The sequence below is a fragment of the Paenibacillus sp. GQ49 genome (genome assembly GCF_059759055.1).
This window is the reverse complement of the sequence record NZ_JCAXEL010000008.1, coordinates 70,106-88,820: the sequence shown is the minus strand read 5'-3', so window position 1 is coordinate 88,820 and position 18,715 is coordinate 70,106. Positions and strand designations below refer to the sequence as shown.

The 18,715-nt window shown below is 38.3% G+C and carries 12 protein-coding genes; 3 read left to right on the top strand and 9 right to left on the bottom strand.

From position 1 onward, the window contains the following. Positions 1-19 precede the first annotated feature (19 nt). Entirely contained in the window at positions 20-484 is a 465-nt protein-coding gene (locus tag AC6CIF_RS15790) for a hypothetical protein (RefSeq protein WP_498200358.1), read from the top strand. A 290-nt stretch (positions 485-774) separates the two neighbouring features. Continuing rightward, positions 775-1,173 carry an RDD family protein gene (locus AC6CIF_RS15785; protein ID WP_339176930.1) on the top strand — a complete coding sequence of 133 codons (399 nt, stop codon included), beginning with the start codon at positions 775-777 and terminating at the stop codon, positions 1,171-1,173. Positions 1,174-1,558: 385 nt separating this feature from the next. On the opposite strand, the gene xerS is transcribed toward AC6CIF_RS15785, so the two are convergent. Further along, positions 1,559-2,632 (bottom strand): tyrosine recombinase XerS, encoded by a 1,074-nt coding sequence (gene xerS / locus AC6CIF_RS15780; RefSeq protein ID WP_498200356.1) that lies wholly within the window; start codon positions 2,630-2,632, stop codon positions 1,559-1,561. Positions 2,633-3,019: 387 nt separating this feature from the next. Between xerS and AC6CIF_RS15775 the strand changes: the two genes are divergently transcribed. Continuing rightward, positions 3,020-3,178: a hypothetical protein gene (locus tag AC6CIF_RS15775; RefSeq protein WP_175623709.1), complete on the top strand. Its 159-nt coding sequence runs from the start codon at positions 3,020-3,022 to the stop codon at positions 3,176-3,178. A gap of 1,603 nt (positions 3,179-4,781) precedes the next feature. Here AC6CIF_RS15775 and AC6CIF_RS15770 read toward each other — a convergent pair. The 8 genes from AC6CIF_RS15770 to AC6CIF_RS15735 all read right to left on the bottom strand — a co-directional run bounded on the left by AC6CIF_RS15770 (position 4,782) and on the right by AC6CIF_RS15735 (position 18,591). After that, entirely contained in the window at positions 4,782-5,717 is a 936-nt protein-coding gene (locus AC6CIF_RS15770; RefSeq protein WP_498200355.1) for a hypothetical protein, read from the bottom strand. Between the two features lie 301 nt (positions 5,718-6,018). Continuing rightward, positions 6,019-6,837 (bottom strand): HNH endonuclease, encoded by an 819-nt coding sequence (locus AC6CIF_RS15765; RefSeq protein WP_076331685.1) that lies wholly within the window; start codon positions 6,835-6,837, stop codon positions 6,019-6,021. Beyond that, entirely contained in the window at positions 6,830-9,343 is a 2,514-nt protein-coding gene (locus AC6CIF_RS15760) for a zinc-ribbon domain-containing protein (RefSeq protein WP_146117079.1), read from the bottom strand. Before AC6CIF_RS15760 ends, AC6CIF_RS15765 begins: the two co-directional genes overlap by 8 nt. A 759-nt stretch (positions 9,344-10,102) precedes the next feature. Beyond that, positions 10,103-14,032 carry an nSTAND3 domain-containing NTPase gene (locus AC6CIF_RS15755; protein ID WP_139331881.1) on the bottom strand — a complete coding sequence of 1,310 codons (3,930 nt, stop codon included), beginning with the start codon at positions 14,030-14,032 and terminating at the stop codon, positions 10,103-10,105. A 163-nt stretch (positions 14,033-14,195) separates the two neighbouring features. Continuing rightward, positions 14,196-15,323 carry a hypothetical protein gene (locus AC6CIF_RS15750; protein ID WP_076331689.1) on the bottom strand — a complete coding sequence of 376 codons (1,128 nt, stop codon included), beginning with the start codon at positions 15,321-15,323 and terminating at the stop codon, positions 14,196-14,198. 272 nt (positions 15,324-15,595) lie between these two features. Further along, the gene (locus AC6CIF_RS15745) at positions 15,596-17,344 is read right to left on the bottom strand and encodes a DUF2326 domain-containing protein (protein ID WP_105599013.1); all 1,749 of its coding nucleotides are present in this window, start codon (positions 17,342-17,344) and stop codon (positions 15,596-15,598) included. Then, the gene (locus AC6CIF_RS15740) at positions 17,325-17,588 is read right to left on the bottom strand and encodes an ABC-three component system middle component 6 (protein ID WP_076331790.1); all 264 of its coding nucleotides are present in this window, start codon (positions 17,586-17,588) and stop codon (positions 17,325-17,327) included. The genes AC6CIF_RS15745 and AC6CIF_RS15740 overlap by 20 nt, the downstream gene beginning before the upstream one ends. Positions 17,589-17,688: 100 nt before the next feature. Beyond that, positions 17,689-18,591, bottom strand: a complete 903-nt coding sequence (locus AC6CIF_RS15735; RefSeq protein ID WP_076331691.1) for an ABC-three component system protein — start codon at positions 18,589-18,591, stop codon at positions 17,689-17,691. Between the last annotated feature and the right edge of the window lie 124 nt (positions 18,592-18,715).

Below are 18,715 nucleotides of genomic sequence, written 5' to 3'. Positions count from 1 at the left end.
TAGACATTGGGGTAATCTGATGTTGGTGAACGCGGTTCAACGGTACATGGTATTAGGAGTTATATTTATAGGGATAAGCTTGACTGCATATCTCGTTCTTGAAAGGGTTGAAGGGTACCATATTACAACGACAGAGTATTACGGCTTACGCAATGCAGGGGGAGTAATATATATTCTTTCGCTTATACTGGGATTCGGTCACTATTTAGTCGCTTTTTATGTTGTTATTTTAAGTCCGATCTCATGGCTGCTGCGGAAATATGTATACTTTCCTATGGTGAGAACTTTCATCTATATGATTGGGTTTGGATGGGGCGGGCTGTGGGTTTTTGATCTCATGTACAGTCCATATTTCGTGAAAGGATACTATCTGAACCAAATGACATCGATATGGATATTTGCCATCGCCGGTTTAGTCTACGCCATTGTGGAGAATAAGATTTGGCGAAGAGGGCAGATGCAGAACGAACAGAAGGCTACTTAACAAATGTTGAGTAGCTTTCTTGGTTTACATAATTATTATGGTGTTTTCATTGGAGACTCCGAAGCTGTAAGAGTAAGTAGTGAACATGAACAGAGATTAAGTTAATTCGATAGTTTGTTATGAAATTCACAAAGGGTGCAAGTAAAATGAAATAGGAGTTTTATCGTAAAAAGGTAAAATTTTCTGTTATACTATTTGAGTTGTGTACATAAAGTTAGATATTTTAATGAAGGGAGTTCATGAAAGAAATTAGCCATTTAGTTTAAAATTGTAGCTTGGAGGAAAGCATTTTGTATAAAGCAGGTTTTTGGATTAGATTAGCAGCAAGTGTGTTGGATAGTCTTATTATTTCAATTCCATTAGTAATTATTGCAGGTGTGCTTACGGGTAACTTTGATGCGGATGAGCCGATTGCCAAACTGCTTAGTGCGTTATACTCAATTTTATTACCAGTTTACTGGTATGGTCGAACCATCGGAAAACGCATATGTGGAATTCGAATCCGCCAATACGATACACACGAACCGCCAAAAATTGGTACGATGCTGATGCGAGTTGTTGTAGCTGGACTTGTGTACGTATTAACTTTGGGTATCGGAGTTATTGTGAGTGCTTTTATGGTCGGTATGCGTGAGGATCGACGTGCAATTCATGACTTTGTAGCAGGAACAGAAGTAGTCTGGGATTAATTCGTAGCTGTACAGGGGTAAAATCACTGTGCAGCTTTTAAAATCATTAGTACTGTTTCACAAAACTCGTATTTTGTACATATGTATGGATTGTTCATTGATTCTTGTCCCTCGAACACATTTCTCGTTTGTACATTGACACAAAGTTCCCTACCAAATTGACACAAAGTACCCTACTTTCATGCATTTATGTCCTTTGTCTTTAATTAACGGAGCAAATTTGGCACCTGGTAGGCAACTTTATGATGTCATTCTCCAGTCTGGTAGGCAACTTTATGTCATTCTCCAGCCTAGTAGGCAACTTTATGTGTCATTCTCCAGTCTGGTGGGTAACTTTGTGTCAATTTTCCAGTCTGGTAGGCAACTTTATGTCACTCCCTCCGGATTATTTATCCATGTTATTTACAGCGTTTCTCATTTGATCATCTGTTAAGTGAGTATAAATCATTGTAGTTTGTATTGAAGAATGTCCTAGTTGATTCTTTAATTTTGGGACATCATTATTCTCAATATGATAACGTGTGGCAAATGAATGCCTCAAAGAATGAACCGTCAAAGCCGGCTTTCCAAAGGCTGTTGCATATTTCTCAACAAGTTTTTCTATAGAACGTTGTGTTAAACGTCTATTTTTACCTTTGCGTCCTACAGGTGCTGCAATAAACAAAAATCTTTCATTTTTTTCTGGGGTATATCTTGTTTCCCTTATCTGCAGGTAATTCTCAATATCTAGGGATGCTTGGCTGCTAAAGTAAACATATTGCTCTTTTCCCCCTTTTCGGACTACTCTTACTGATGATTTCGTCAGATCTAAATCCTCAAGATTGATTCCGGAAACTTCTGATAATCTAAGTCCTGATCCTAAGATTAATGAAATTATTGCCGTATCTCGTTCACGATTAAACTGATGGAAATGAATGATACGTTTGTTTGTTTTGTTTAATTCGCCAAAATCGTATGCTACAAACACTCTGAAAGCTTCAAAATCATTTTCTCTCAGTATTTTTCCTTCCATACGATTCGCGATCGTTTCCTGACTTTCTTTTACTGCATTTAAGTCCATTTTAGCCATAACATTTCGTTGTATATAAGGCTTTAAATCAATTGTTTCGGCTTTATTCTGTAAGTAATCAAATAAGGACTTAAGAGAAGAAAGCTTACGGTTTATTGTTAGCTTATTATTCCCAAGTTGATACTCCAAAAAAGACAAAAAGCTTTCTGTTTCACGTATCGTTAATGTTTCTAACGTGGATAATTCAATTTCTGTTCTTTTTTGAACTGTGGTAAAGTTCTCTGTAATCAGCCAATCAAAAAAGATTATATAATCGTGGCAGTAATTAAGAAGTGTTGAGGCAGAGAGCTTACGCTTCTTACTGTCAATAAATTCAGTAACATACCAAGGTAATTCACTCAATTTATCGTCAATTCGACCCATAAGGTGTAATTTAGCTTGTTTATCCAAAACAACCACCCCCAAATGAATATAACTTTTAAGTAATTATTCGTCAAATTATTATTTTACGTAATTATATTATACCGCGGAATTCTCTACATCCCTTTTAGATCAAATAAAAAATCTTATCTCTAATTTGCAAGATAGAGTATTTGAATACTTTTATTTTATAGAATTAGATGAAATTCTTTTTTTAAATTATGTTTTTCGTTCAAAGTATGGAACCAGGAAGTTGGTCGCAATATATGGATAAATGTCTCTATTTTCATCTATATTCCTCGTGTTTACTCTCATTTTATATGGTTTAATATGCCAACTGTTTGAAGATATTCTGCTATGGAGTACTGGCTGATAACCACCCATTTATAAAAATAGGCTGGATAGGAACAAGCTCTAATGTCTTTGCAGCTCCCATTTGTTCCGGTTGATCTCGAACAGGTCGATGAACTGATGACGAATCAAATGGAACATTTTGAGATGCCATCCTCTCCCCCCCGTACGATAGATGAACAGCTCGGCCATGGGCCATCCAATTCTTCATTACGGGTCACATAGGCGTAGGAACAGGCGCTCTGAAACTTGACGATGTTTAATCCCCGCAGCGTTAACATTCTAGTCCCGTTATTCCTCGCTTCATCTATTGTAAGGTATCGGAGCTTCCTTTTTTACGAAAACGAAATTCATATTCAGACGTGTCTTTTACCACTTCCGTATCACAATTCTCAATTTCAATCATGGGCTGATTTGATCCGCAAGATGCGGGTGTAAGCTCCATCCATCGGATGACGAGTACAGGCTTGTTCAATTCCCGCTTCTCACCTCGATTCGGCAAAGCGAAATCGATAGCTGTTCTCCTCCATCTCGACTTTTATAGCAGCCGAATTCATCCAGCGTTCAGCTAGCAAGGAAGCCATCATGACATAGCTTTGAAAAAATACAAAATAGGTCGGCAAATAACCGGCATTCAGCTTCATGAACCTTTGATAAGCGCTGTTCGCTGGGTCGGTTCCTTGGCCTTGCTCATCACGCCCGGATATTGGATATCATTCCTCTTCTGATGCATCCCTATCGACACCCTGGCGTTCGACAAAGCAATGCCGGCGGGGAGCTCGCGATCGACTGATCGGTCCGTACAGCTCGCAAGGAGTTTCCTCGGCGTCGTAGCCATCCGTTACGCTGTCGAATTGCAGTACCACGCCTGTATTATAAGCATTGGACAGCTCTCGTAGCAATCGTTGGCGGTAAACCTCGCTAGTCCCTTGTAGTACTATATTATCAAGCGGGTATATCGAACTAAATTTGACAGGGACGAACTCATCCATCCGAATGACATTCCGTAGCTAGCGAAATCTTTCTCAATCGTCTCAGAACCTCCAGCACAGAACTACTCCTTAGCAGGTTGGATCCAGCTTCTGAAGGATTATGGTCTCTAATGGGTAAGACTTGCGCCTGATGAATCGCACCCCTGGTTAATGCATGCTGTTATTATTTATTTGTGGAATTCAAAGTGACGACACCATAGAGGGTACAATGTTCAGTCTCATTGATTCAGGAGATCCAAATTAATTAGAAATGGGATCCCATTAGCCTACTTCATGGAAATGTTTGAAAGAGTAGCGGAAAGCGAAGAAATCGTCTTTCAAGTGTTCCACTATCCCAGCTAATACTCTATTGAGGGATATGTAATACTATTATATTTTGCGCACTAAAGACTACTTTTTAAGTATTTTCCCGCTTAGCCACTCTTGATCAATAGAAATGCAAACAGCCCCCTTAAAATGAGGTCTGTTTTGCATGTTATGCGCACGAAGTTTAGCCGATCCAGAATGGTTCCGTTTTGATTAACTCTAAATATTCTTTATTTCAAACAGATCTCAGGTATACTGAACAGTGAGAAAACTAGGAGATTTGTCTATCAAGAAGTTGTAAGAGTTACTGATGATATATACGAATGAACATTCACTACCACCAAATACTCCTCAAAAAAGTTGTGAATAGCACCAAAAGATGTTGGCCATGTATGAACGGGAAGCTTCATTGCTATATTCGCGTATCAGTAATTGAACCCACTTATGCAAAAATGACGTATATTCTTTATTTCCCATACCAAATCATAATAGTCACGTGGTCTTCTTAGAATTTAGATGGAAAGACCAAATTAAATGTGCAAAGTTGTTCCTTTCTTTGTGAATTCGAGGAACTGATAAGTCCCTGCAGCGTAGAACAAAATTCCTTCTAGTTGGCTTATACTTGTGGAATTTCTGTATTTGTTCAAAAGCACTTTGATAAACTTCTTGAGCAAAAACGCTTCATGATAGAAGGATGCTTCGATTATTGGGCTCATCATAATCTTTAAATAAAGGAATTTTGAATCCTTTTTATATTGATTAAATTTCTTGTCCCATTTTTTTTTGATCCACGTATTATAGAGTAGGTCGACATACTTATCGTAATCAAAACTATCTTTGATAGCTGCATTGATATCAACAGGATTATTTGATTCCTCTAGAACAATAAATTGATCTTTTAGATCATCGAAATATAACACCCTGTCTGCAGTTAAGTGATACTCCTCAGAACGATGCCATTTAACAGTCTTAAGTTCTAGGTATTCAGTAAAGATACCCTCGAATGGATTAGCGAACTCTAAGTCTCGAAGTGCTTTGGTTGGATCGAAGGAGATTTGTTTTATCTTTAGATGGAAGATGATACGGTGATCTTCATCAGCATGTATGTGGTGGAAATCCAGAAACCACTTAAATAGCTTAGGACGTGTAAATAATAAAGAAGCTTCATCCTTATTTGATTCGAACGGGAATTGTTTAATTTCTATGACAGCTTTCTTTTTCTTCTTTCTGTTATCCAACTTAAATCTTGCTTCAGGTTTCTTAGGCGTATCTCCTCCAAGTCTTGCTATGTCTAATTCCTCATGAAGCTGATAAGTTTTTCCAATTTTACTACCGATAAATTTCATAGCCTCTTCTGCTTCTTCAATGTCTTTTTGTTTCGGTTTGTTTGAATTCTCTTCATACCAATTCGTAAGCGCAAAGCATCTTATGAAAGTTACTCTATCACTAGCTCCAAATGTACTCAAACCAATCCCCTCCTATATTCCTTATTTTCCTATATTCATCTCGTCTTCTTCATGATCGGATGTATATGACATCCTCTATTGGATACCTGTTCGATAATACGGATAAGCTCAGGATCGATACAGAACATGATGCACGAATTAGAAATCTTGAGCGAGGGAAAAGTTAGATGATTAGGATTTTTGCAGATATAATAGATCGCACGACCCTTTTAACACAATACTGACCCCAGATTAATACGAAATCCTTACCCTCGCCACTTGCATCACAATGCTGAAATTGCCGTTCCAATTAATGTGTGTGCTAAATTAACATATCAGATTCAACATACCATAAGGGAATATCTATATTATTTGTTTCAGTAGTTTTATTACTTTTTATTCCGTTGCAAATCCAGCACAGTAATTGTAAATTTGTAGGATCATTATTTCCATAATTTGAAATTGGTACAATGTGATCTATTGCGTACTTATTTTCTAGATTAAGTGTCCCTGAAACGTCTTTTCTACAAATGGAGCACACACCCTTATCACGATAAATTATAGCTCTCTCGAGCCATTTAGGCCAAGAAACTCTACGAATTTTCCCATTAACAAAATGTTCAGGATTTTCTATCAATATATCACTGTCTGATTCGATACATTCTGATATGTGTTCATTGAAATCCCTTAAGAATTTTTTGTTATTCATAAACAGATGAAAGACTGTGTGTACAAGAGCGAGCACAGAATCATCCCAAGCATATCTAATCTCTTCATTAATTTCTAGATATTTAGAGCATTCTGCACATTCACCACAGAAATTACATTCATTCAACAATTCAAAGTCTGGATGTTCTGATAATAGAACCCCCGCATCCTCCACGATCGTTGACTCTAAACTAAAAATATCTCTTTGATCAAAGTGTCTATCCGCATACCAGTGATGAAAGTTGAATACATAAAATATCCATTCATGCATAATAGTCCATTTATGTGGCTTAAATATCCTAGGTTCTATTTGATGTCTTGAATCTCTCCAAAATTCGGGTAAAAGCAAATTACTATTTTCATAGAATTCCGCGATTGTGGCTCCTGCCAACCAGTATGACTCGAAATACGCAAACGAAAAATGCTTAATCATAATCCTCACCTTTAATATTGAGATAGTCATCTTCATAAGATATTGGGTATAAATTAACACACCTAGGACACCATTTGCCTTGTTGTATATTATTTGGCTTAGCTTCCCACTCGTGCCCATGAACACATTTCCACATTAGCTTGGTGTGTGCATTAATATATTCCGTAGATAAACATTCTCCATTTCTTTTTCTAGCGAGTTCAATCATATCCTCTATGGACTTTCTCTGCCTAATTGAAATTTCGTTTCTTCTACATGTCGGGCACCAAGATCCTTGCTGAATGTTATTAGGATTGGCGAACCATTCATGACCTTCTTTACATTTCCAACGTAATTTTGTTTGACTGTTTACGTAGGTATCGGATATACATATTCCATCATTTTTCTCCGCTAGCCTCTTCATATCTCTAATATTATTTTTTCTATACATACCAGAATTTTTCGAAGCGCATGTAGGGCACCAACTTCCGTTTTTCACACTATAGGGTGTAGACTCCCATTGGTGGCCCACCTTACATTCCCACCTAAGTTTAGTGTCAACATTATAATAAATTCGAGATAGGCATCTACCTTCTCTTTGTTGAGCTAATTCTTTTAACACTTCTAGTTTGTTAATGGTTTTACGTTGTTTTTGGTCTTTCTTACACTGAGGACACCATCTTCCTCTTTGGACATAATTAGGAGACGACTCCCATTGATGTCCATGATCACATTTCCAAAGTAATTTCATGTCAATCCCACTATATATTTCAGAAAGACATTCCCCACCATATTTTGCTGCAATTTGTTTCATGTCATTTATTGTTTTTGAATTACATGATGGACACCACGAACCTTGCTGAATACTTCTAGTAGCTGCTACCCACTGGTGTCCCATATGACATTCCCATAATAATGGTGTTGTATTATTACTATATTGGGTGGACAGGCACTTACCATTCTTACTTTCGGCCAATAAATGCATATCTTTAATGGTAATCAATCTACCAGAACATCTAGGACACCATGCTCCATTTGAAATACTTAAAGGTGTTGCATCCCATACATGACCACTTTCACACTTCCATGTTAACTTTGTACTGTTATTTGTATATGAGTCTGATAAGCATTCCCCTCCCTTTTTTTGTGCGCATATTTTCATATCTTCGATAGTTCTCCCTCGACCTAAGCACTGGGGACACCATGAGCCTTTTCTTATGTAATATGGAGAGGCCTCCCACACATGTCCTTCTGAACATTCCCAACTTAATTTCTCATCACTCCCATTGTACTCATTCGAAAGACAAATCCCATTTTTCAAACCAGCTAGAGTATGTAACTCATCTAATGGGTTAAACCCTTTATAAAAACTGCTCCAATCTAAGTCAGTATCCAAAGCATCATATCCTAATTCCCATAATTTCTTCTGAAGAAACTCTACTTTATCCGTATCACTTTCAACATTATATGGAATCACTATAAGATGTATAGCCTTCTCCTTACAAAGCTTTTCCTTTTTTAGATCTCTTAACTGTTGTTCAAGAAAAAGTTCCTCGCTTTGATTGTGAAAATAAGGGGTATATGAATAGTGTTGTATTCCGTGGTACTCAAAAGCCAATCTAAGCTCCTCATTGTATCCATCAAGTTCATAACCGTTTCCAAATTCTCTCCTCGTTTTAAGAAACTTTTTTTGTGTCAGTGACTCCAAAATAAATCTGCACTTCTCTTCATTAAAGAATACTGAATTATTATTGCATTTTGGACACCAACTGCCCTTTTCAATTGAATAAGGTGTAGATATAAAATCGTGCCCTTTAGTGCATTTCCATAAAAGTGGATAATCAACATTAATGTACTTTTTAGAAAGAAGTTTTCCTCCTCTCCTACCTGCTAATTGTTTCATATCTTTAATTGATTTTTTATTGTTTCCAGCACAAACGGGACACCAAGATTTTATGTTTAAAACACTATTTGGAGTTGCTTCCCATACATGACCTTCTTTGCATTGCCATTTTAGCTTTCTAGTCATTGTAAAAAATTGAGTAGATAGGCATTTACCGTTACGCTCCTTTGCAAAAGCCTGCATATCGACTAAACTCTTATTTCTACCCGCACATGTGGGGCACCATTTTCCCGAGTATATATTACTGGGATATGCTTCCCACTGATGCCCTTTAGAACATTCCCATACTAGCTTTGAATTCATATTTGAGTATTCGCTGGATATACATCTACCATGATTTCGTTCTGCCATAACTTGCATGTCTTGAATTGTTTTCCTTTTAGAGTTGGCATTCTTGGTATGAGCACACGATGGACACCATTTTCCTCTTTTAATATTATTCGGGGTCGCTTCCCATACATAACCACAATTACATCTCCACTTAAGTTTCGTATTACTATTGGTATATTCAATGGATAAACATAACCCTTCTCTCTTTATAGCCAAATCTTTCATTTCTTGTATCGATCCTTTAGCCACCATCTTATCACCTTTCTCTTCACCACCATTATTCCAAAAAAACATACTTAAATACCCTAACTTAATTGATATGAAATGGCCCCAAACTTAGTGACCGATATTGGTAAACTATGAAAATCCTAATAACTCTTCACCAGTCATAACAAAAACTTATTTCAGCATGTGATAATGCTCAGCAATCTTGACTCCCATACTTAGAGAAGAATCCAAATCCCTTCCTGATGATAATGTTTATTTATATTTACAACACGGAAACTGGCCAAATTGTCTGGAAAAAATTTATAAAGAAGTGGATTAAGAAAAACTAATGCAAAAAATCAACAAATATTTAAACTGATGCTAATGGCAAGAAGATAAAGAAAATGAACTATGAATTATACACCCTCCTCAAAACAAAGTTTTTATTGTGAATTTAATTTAAGTATATTATATAGATTAAAATTGTGAAGATTTTCATGTATAAAATTTTGACTTTGCTGAGCCTATGGGAACAGGCACACACCTAATCGGCAATAGGGCTATGTTTTTGTCCCTCGACATGTAAGGCTAAGTCTACTTCACTTACTGAAACGGGCTAAATTTGCTCTCTTCTTTACGTAAGAGAGCAAATGAAAAAGCACCGAAATGGGTGCTTATATTTGTAGTAACAAGTAAACTATCATACGTATGCTAAATAATGATTTATAGCATTTCCTTCATGAGTAGCTGCATCCTCGCTGTTAAACTTCATAGATCGATCTTTTTCACTAGATTTATGCAGTTCGTAAAATGCAGGCGTATCTCTATTTTTCTTGTCTTAACGAATCACTGCACCCAATGCTCCAACTCGTAATGATCGTCAAACGATTGCGATTGCTCGGAGCCTAAATCGATAAGCTGACATCGACTAGCTTCAATCAGTCGATCAATTTTGGCATCGGAAATACGCAATTTGCGCAGTGTGTTACTAACAATCCAGTTTGTTAACGTCATTCTTGGCGGAGTATGCTCATATATTGAGCTAATAAATGCTTTAAATTCCCCATGCTTCTCACTGGTAAGTGAAGCAGTTACTTGCTGCTCAGTATAAACCATATTCCGGAAGCAAAAAGTTACAACCTTATGGTCGATGCCCAGTCTTGGATACAACTGGCCTCTTACATCCTCCCACTCAAATAGCTCCAACAAACCGTCTTCATCATTACAATAGTATTGCACAGCTTCAATATTTTCTGCGATGATCGTAAAAAATTGCTGCCGTTCCTCCTCAGAGCTATGGGCAAGCAGCAAATCCCACATTTGTTTATTACTTTGGTTGTTTGTTGCTGTAACGGTCAGCAACTGACGAAACAACTCCTTTCGTTGAGCGGGATTAGCGACCAGTCTCGTATACACGGCCATACCGTCTGGAAATCGTTCCGTATCATGATAGTAAAGCGCATCTATAAACTCCCGCAATGCAATATCGAAGCATCGCCCCTCCGTTGGTCGCCCCAAAACCTCCACAATAACACGATTCCATACCTTTTCGTTATGATGATAGCCATTCCACCATAACGGCTGCGGGTAACCGCAATGGACGTTGAGGCAGCATTCTAGCAGTCCTTCCTCCATCAGCCGATCCACTACAGCACCAATCTCTTGTCCAAATAAGACCTCGCCCACAATCGCAATTTGCACTTCATCAGGAACAATGCGGCGGTTCAGCGCAACTCCACGCAGCCACCGGACATCCTCTCGCTTGGCTTGCAATACCGCTATTAGCTCAGCCCGTTCGCCAATTGACAGCGAGGGCCAATGGTCTACCAATGTGCCGATCGTAACCGTGAGCAGACTAGTTTGCCGGACCGACAGCAGTTCTTGAAACAGTTCTGCTCTAACGTCAGCAGCCTGTCCTGTTCCTTTCAGTAAATAATCCGCAACATTCATTCCATAATCCTCCGGTAAATGATGCTCGCTATAATGATGCAGCCAACGATGCCAAGAGCTTGCCAATTGGACAATCCGCTCCAAATCATCAACATGAGCGAGCGATTCTCTCGCTACTTTCACCATATGAGCTTCATTCATCCGCATATATTGGGACGGAAAATGGTTTAGTAGCGCAATAAACACATCGTACCAAACAAGCCATAGCTCTCGAGCCTCCTCGTTTGTGAGTTTATCCCAATCTAGGCCATCCCGCGCATACTGATCCTCGAAATATTCCAAAAAACGTTTAGAGCGCAGCGCAACGGACATAATCGACAGCGATTTCCGAACATAATCTAAAATCGCAGACTTCGCTTGTGGTGTATAGCTGCTCCAACTGGACAAAGCGCCGCGAAACAGCTTATAAATATAGTCCGGATGCTCTTGCGGCTCCAAGTAGCCTGCAATATCCTCGAACGTATAAGCGAACTGTTGGAACAGCAGTTTCACCGCTTTCGCTCGAATAAAGCTTTCATCATAAGCTAGTGCCAGCCGAATAACGTGCAGCAGATCCGCGGGCTCCATTTTGTCTGCAACGCGAACTGCTAGCATATCCCGTATTTCTTCAGCAGTAATTGGCTCGCTTGCCGCCAATTTTTGCAGACTTGCTGCATGTCTGTCCTCATCCCAGTCCAGCCAGTCGAAACTGGACCGACGCTCCGTTGCTGTATTAAAATACGGCTCGCCCTTATGCCATAAAATATCATCGTCGTTCATCGAGTTTTGAACTTTTACAGCACGTACAAACGCCTTCTGCTCCTGATCGTCCAGCTCATTCAGCCGACTATTGAAATACATAATGACCCGATCCTTCACAGACGGAAACAACGAATGTAGACTTCTTAGCAGTAATACCTTGATTCGCTGTTTAAGCGTGGCATCTTGTGTCTCGGCATACTGCCACTCTGCTATCATAAGCGCGCATAGGTTCCCGTCTTTAGATGGTGAAGCCAAACTTCGACCTAACAAGCGGAAGTTGCTATCCTTGTCGGCAAAAACGTCTTCCAGATTCGTTTGGAATAAGATTTTGCTTGCGTGGTAGTAAATCGGATGGGTAAACACAATCGTTTTATAAAACGAATCAACTTTGATATAGCCGCGGTCGCGTAAATCTCGAAGCGCTGCCCTATCGTCGTTCGTAATCTCATACGCTGCCTGGTAGGCTGGATATGGCGGGGTCTCCGCTACTTTGCCACCGATATGATAAGCAACCGGCTCGTCATACTGGGATTTAAGCGCTGGCTCCTCCGTCGATTCACTTAACAGAAACGCCAAATCGTCGAGCTTGGCCGCTCGATAGGTGCTGCAGCTTAAACCAAGCGCCATAAACACACGCTTGCTGTACTGTCCCTGCTCGTCAATTTGCCGTGCCAAGCGATTAGAGTCGATCCGTGCTTCATTAACGATTGCCGACTCCTCCCATTGCTCCAGCACACTCAGATCAGGCTGCGCATAATAGAGGTGCACGATTTGTCCCGGTTGCAAGACGCTCGTACGTTCATTACGCTCCAGCCAGTCCTGCAGCCGCTTAAACAATGTCTTAGATGGATCCGACTCACCATAATAGCGACTCCAAATTTTCTCTCCGGTTGCAGCTTCATTAGCCGTCAAATCATGCCATACATGTGCCTTCATGCGGCATTCCGCAATCGTGTCGCGACGCAAAGCATGAAGCAAAATATCGCTGCGGGTTGTCACGATCAGTTTGCGATGTGGGCCGCAGGCATCCAGCAGCCGTTCCACTTTTGCAATAAGCTCGGCCCTTTGTGGATGAGCCGTCATCGAGCCAAACGGGTCTTCCAGTACAAGCAGCCTCTCCTCATGGCTCACATGCCGCAAAAAAGCGAGCGCACCGCTGTCCCCATCTAGCTCACTTGTTATTTTCACTCTAAAGCCAGATTCTTGATAACGTTGGGCAATCTCCTTCGCCAAATACGTTTTGCCACAGAAGGATACCCCTGTCAATAGCAGCACATGGGAAGCTTCCAAAGCTTCGCTGCAGAGGGGCATTTCAGCCCGCGACACGAGTTTCTCATCATAGGGGAATATTCGATTGCCGTTGTGAGCAGTAAGCAGTCTAACAACATCCTCCGTGATGGATTGCCCGGAATCGCGTCCTTGCCGAACTAGCTCATCCAGCTTGCTAATGACGTCATCTGTTTCGCTTTGCGGAACGGCGTATTTTCTATTGAGCAACCGCGCTAGCCGTTCATAAACAGTATCCCAGTCCATAGACTCCCAGACGTGGTTTTTTTTCAAAATCGTCCTAAGCTGATTTTTTGAGTTATCTCTAAAAAACTGCTGCAAAAAACGCCGACGTCCCTGCCCAGTAGAAGTTGTATCAGTGTAGTGAGCCAACACATTTGTTTTGACCCGATCCAATAAGTCGTTGCCTATCCCAGCCGTTAACGGCAAATAAACCTCATTGAAATCTACAAAGAGGCTCACGTCGTCCTGGCAGCGGGCATTCGTTATAAATAATACAAAACGATTGGCATCTTGATTTAATTTCTCCAGCAAGTTCATTTCCCCGCTATGCTTGTCAAAATGGCTAATCCAACTCGAAAACTCCGCTAAATCAATTTGAGCGGAGCGATTCTTCACTTGCACGTCCAAAATATAAGGCTCGCCCGCAGCCTGAAAAGTAACCCGCGAATCTTCACCATCCGCACATTCGATATAGATGTCAACGTTTTCTTGATCCAGTAGCTTCAGCGCCACATAAGCAGAAACGAGATACTGGTACTCATAACCTCGAACTCCTGCAATTTCAACGGTCATCATGTCACCTCTCATCCAGTCAGTCGAACAAATATAAATCCATATGTAGCTCTTATGGCTCTGTTCCCTATCAAAGTAGTTCTATCCCTGCCCTTCGTATTCCTCTTGTAAGCGGCAAATTTTCAGACGAAAATGACAAAACTAGAATCAGGGAAGCAAAAAAATGCTAATGTTTTTTTTCATTGACAGTGAGCCTAGCTAAAAGCAGAAGATGCAAGTCAAGCTTGTCCGTCTGTCGACTAACATAAGACGGTAGAAGCCCCTCACTAATAAGTCGTCTCAAGTGATAGTCGACCCGATCAGCCCTGAAATACGGGTTGTTCAAATACTCGAAAACTTTCTCCAGATCGTAATTTAGCCCTTTGAACTTAGGGGACCTTGAATGTATTAGGTGTCCTTGAGTCACAGCATTTTCACTGAATGTCATGCTCTGTAGCGCATCGTAAAGCTCGTTGACCAATAAATGCAGCGAATTCAGATATTGGTCTGCTTCTTGCCGTTCCCGCTCGGGGAACTCCTGCGGAGCAGTGAAAAGCTCGATCAACGTCTGGATGTCATAATGATACCCTTCACCCTCACCAATTCGAATACTGTTCTCCCTTATAAGAATTTGGAGCTGCTCGACAACATCGGAACTGTGCCCTATTTCCTGCAGACGCTGATCCTCGATAAAGATACCATTTTTTTTCTTAATTACGCTTATCATGCTCGTCAAGAGGGAGTATCGTTTAACTATAAACTCATGAATATTGGCAAAGCTCATTGAAAAGCTAATAGGTTGAACCACATTAGGATTGTTGCTGTAGAGAAAAACCGAATAGTCTCCGTTATCCCCAGAATTGCTAATATCGCTAGACCAAGAAGCGAAGTACTTATTCGTAGTCTTCGTTCCATCAGCGATTCTTAAATCTACTGGATGTGCTCCAAAACATGCCCGGATCTGCGCAAAATACGCATCGTCAGGAATAGCCGCATTAAATACCGAACTGTCATTCTTTAGAGTGTATTCCATTTCGAAAACACGAAGGAGTTGCTCGATGGATTGAAGAACAATATCATATGTCATAATCAGCTGTAAAACGTTCAATGAACGAAAATCATCATGAGCATGTGTCAAATCGATGTACGGCAAGCCGTTCACGCTTACGGAGAGCCAGTCCTTCGCAGAGCAAATTAAGCTCCAAAGATTCTTTCCATTGTAGTTGCTGTATGTATTAATCAGAAAATCATCATGATCGCTTAAGGCTTGCTTAAACTCCTCAAGTAAGGAGTTATCGAGAATATATGAGTTCATATCATTGAACCTCCTTCTTACTTAATTCAGGTGACTGGTTTACCTTTAGAATATGCATAAGTTGATCAATAACTTGATTATTAAGAAACATTTGCGAAGACACAGAACCTATTATAGTTACTGGCTAATCTGAGAATACGAAAAAGCCGCTAATTTAGCGACTTTCAATGGATTTATGATCTTGTCTTTTAATAGAGCTCGCTTCGCATATGATTATGGGACATCATAAAATTAGATACAGACTTCACTACTATACCTAACTGATAGCAAGCTTAATAGTAAACTCCAAATAAACATCCTGATTCGTCTGCATCAGTTAAAAGCACAGGTAAAATGGAGCTTGCTACTTCTTTTCTCACGCTATCAGGTAAATCATCAGAATTCAAAGTTACAATATACTGGAAACCTGCTACAATTGACTTATCTTTTCCAAATCTCAAAGCTTCCGCTATTTGTCTTTCATCAACGGGATCAAAAAGCGAGCTGTCATGAATCAACATATCCATTTTTCTGTCTAAAAATTTTGACATTTGAATTAACATCATGTCAAAACAGAAAATTAACATACTATTAATTCCAGTACTATTTTGATTTCTCGATACCATCTCAATATCATATCGGCCATTTTTTGTCTGTCCTATATGTAACTGAGCTACAGAGTTATATAAACAGTTAGAGACTTCCTCAACAAGCAAGATAGCGTGCTGTTTTGTACGTGAATGCCCTTCTAATGATTTATTAATTTCAATGATTAATCTCTGCTCTTCTATTTTTAGTTTTGCAGCTTCCTCACGCATCATATTTAAAAAATGCTGTTGCTTTTGGTACATGTCTAATTTACTTACAAGCTCATTCATTTCAGATTGTAACAAGGAGTATTGATCTAGAGCACCATGAGTATTTAAAATTGTCATTTTCTTAGACTGTTCCAGAGAGAGCTCGTTTATCAATTGACTTCTTTTTATCACAATTTCATTATACTGCTCTAATTCCTCCTGTAAATATTTTTTCCGATTCTTAACTAATTGCTCATGAAACAATTTGGATTCATCATAAGTTTTTATAACAATATCAGGCAATTTAATTTCAACCTCATTGTATAATTCAAACAAATTAAAATCTTCGATATTCCTTTCACTTTTAGAAGCAATCATTAATTCTGATATAATTTGTCTATCCATGAAATTTTGATTGCTAAGTTCTGATATTTTTTGAGCGTAGTTATTAGCTTCAATTTCAATTTCTCTGTACTGAGGATGCACCAAGAAATTCTCAAGATCATTCTTAGACTTGGATATTTTAGCAGTTAAAATTGTAATTTCGGTGTCTAAATTTATACCATCATTCATGATTTTGTTATAAGAGTCTGTTTCAATTGCTTTCTTGAGGTCTGTAATTTCTTTTTTCTTTTCCTCAAGATGCTTATAGCTTATTGCTAATTTTGTGTCTAAACCTAATAGAAATGATAGTGCAATTTGAGTCAGATGTACGTTTTGTGTTTTAAAATATTTTGTTGAGTCTAAATATCCACCATCTTTACTAAGTCTAGAGAAGTATGGAAACAAAGATCTGAATTTTAAATTTGATTTTATTAACTCATCTCTGGAATTTAAATTGAATAAAAATTCTCCTAAAAATTCATTCCATTCAGTTACTTTTATTTTAATATTCGAAATGCCTGACATCCCATATTTTTTCTTGAGATCACTAACTTCTTCACACTCTACATATACGAAATTAGACTCAGAACCTCTTCTCTTTACAATATATAAATTGTTATTCAATTCTAGATCCATGATGAAAAATTCATCTTTAAACTGTTCCATCTTAAAAACACTTTTATTAGTGCAACTACTTCCATACAAGAAATGAATAATTTCTATAAAAGTAGTTTTACCCAGCCCATTTCGAGTATCTTTTACAGTAGATTTTTGAGTAATATCAGCTAATAAAATATTTAAACCTTCATGAAGTTCTATTGTATTAAACGTGCTTAATGTGCTATATATCTTTTTTATCATTCTTTGACCTCCACATTAAGTCATCCCCATATTCGATTGCACCAATAATGTATAAAAAATCTATCGCTAAAATGAAGTTATCAAACTGAATTCTAATCTTACCGTTTGTTTCATGCTCTTGGATCTGAACATAAGATCTCCAGGCTGAGCTAACTGTATGAGGAGAATTTAATATAGAAAGTATTCTTGCACCAATTTTTATAATTGATTTATCCTCATGCAAATTTTTAGTTGGTGTTAACACTATTCTACTTCCCTCCTTTTTTACTAATGTCAAATCTTTTATAGATAAGTTTTTTTGTATTATAAATTCTTCCAGATGGATGTAACATTCATTGTACATTTTATGCACTCACACTTTCAAAAATTGTACATTGTTCGAAAAAATACGCAAGAATCGTATGAACAGCAGCCATATATACTTGATTATCAGTCTTATGAGGATCGGTTATAAACTTAGCTAATGCACTATATATATCATCAGGTTCTAACTCCGAGTTATCTCTTAAATCCTCATAGTATTTTCGCAAAGTTTCAGAAATTTGATCTCCTAAATTTAAATCTGTCTGAAGATTTAAATAGTCTCTTACTAAAGGGGCTCTTAACAAACCGGCCTTGATAAGCCCAATAATTGGATCACTTAGCCCATTAATTAAAAGTTTATTCTCTGGGACAGGTTTCAAATCCTCATTTCCGGGGTTTGATCTTCTTGAAATAGACTTAATAACAGGTTGTATATCTTCAAATTTTAAAGTAGTATAATTTTTTTTGGATGGAACTGGACCTAGAATATCTCTAATAATGGGTTCTTCTAATGAAAAAATAATTCCTCTTATTTCACTTGGTCCCCAAAACGTAAGTGTAACAGAAGTATACTGAGTAGATAATTTCAACAACTCTTTGTTGATTTTAGGAGGTAATGAATTTTGATTATGTACAAAAGACCACTTATCAAAATATTTTTCCCAGTAATCAAGAGCCCCGGTAAAATCATTATTTATCTTAGTTAACATTCTATTTTGGTTAAGACTTTGTGGACCATTAACAGCAAATAAATGTCGTTCACTAATTAAGTAGCCATCATTTTTCTTGTCTCCATCCTGTCCCCAGGGACGACAAGGCATAAAATTATCCTTATATTTCATCTGCATCACCTTAGAAAAGAAATCTTCAAATTCATTTTCAGTTTTTTCACGTATAATTTCTTTATACTTCATATCGTAAAAAGCCATAGACAAATCATCCATAAAATCATCCTTTCTATAATCAATACATACAAAATCATATTCTTCAAGCTGGCCATGCCTAAGTTAATAGGAGATTTACAGAACTACTATTAAGAACCTCTTAAGTAATACTCATATTAATAAA

Coding starts and splice junctions, on each gene's coding strand:
- AC6CIF_RS15775 (WP_175623709.1), top strand. CDS start 3,020: ATGTCTTTGCAGCTCCCATTTGTTCCGGTTGATCTCGAACAGGTCGAT.
- AC6CIF_RS15755 (WP_139331881.1), bottom strand. CDS start 14,032: ATGATGACCGTTGAAATTGCAGGAGTTCGAGGTTATGAGTACCAGTAT.
- AC6CIF_RS15765 (WP_076331685.1), bottom strand. CDS start 6,837: ATGATTAAGCATTTTTCGTTTGCGTATTTCGAGTCATACTGGTTGGCA.
- AC6CIF_RS15750 (WP_076331689.1), bottom strand. CDS start 15,323: ATGAACTCATATATTCTCGATAACTCCTTACTTGAGGAGTTTAAGCAA.
- AC6CIF_RS15760 (WP_146117079.1), bottom strand. CDS start 9,343: ATGTTTTTTTGGAATAATGGTGGTGAAGAGAAAGGTGATAAGATGGTG.
- AC6CIF_RS15745 (WP_105599013.1), bottom strand. CDS start 17,344: ATGATAAAAAAGATATATAGCACATTAAGCACGTTTAATACAATAGAA.
- AC6CIF_RS15735 (WP_076331691.1), bottom strand. CDS start 18,591: ATGGATGATTTGTCTATGGCTTTTTACGATATGAAGTATAAAGAAATT.
- AC6CIF_RS15790 (WP_498200358.1), top strand. CDS start 20: ATGTTGGTGAACGCGGTTCAACGGTACATGGTATTAGGAGTTATATTT.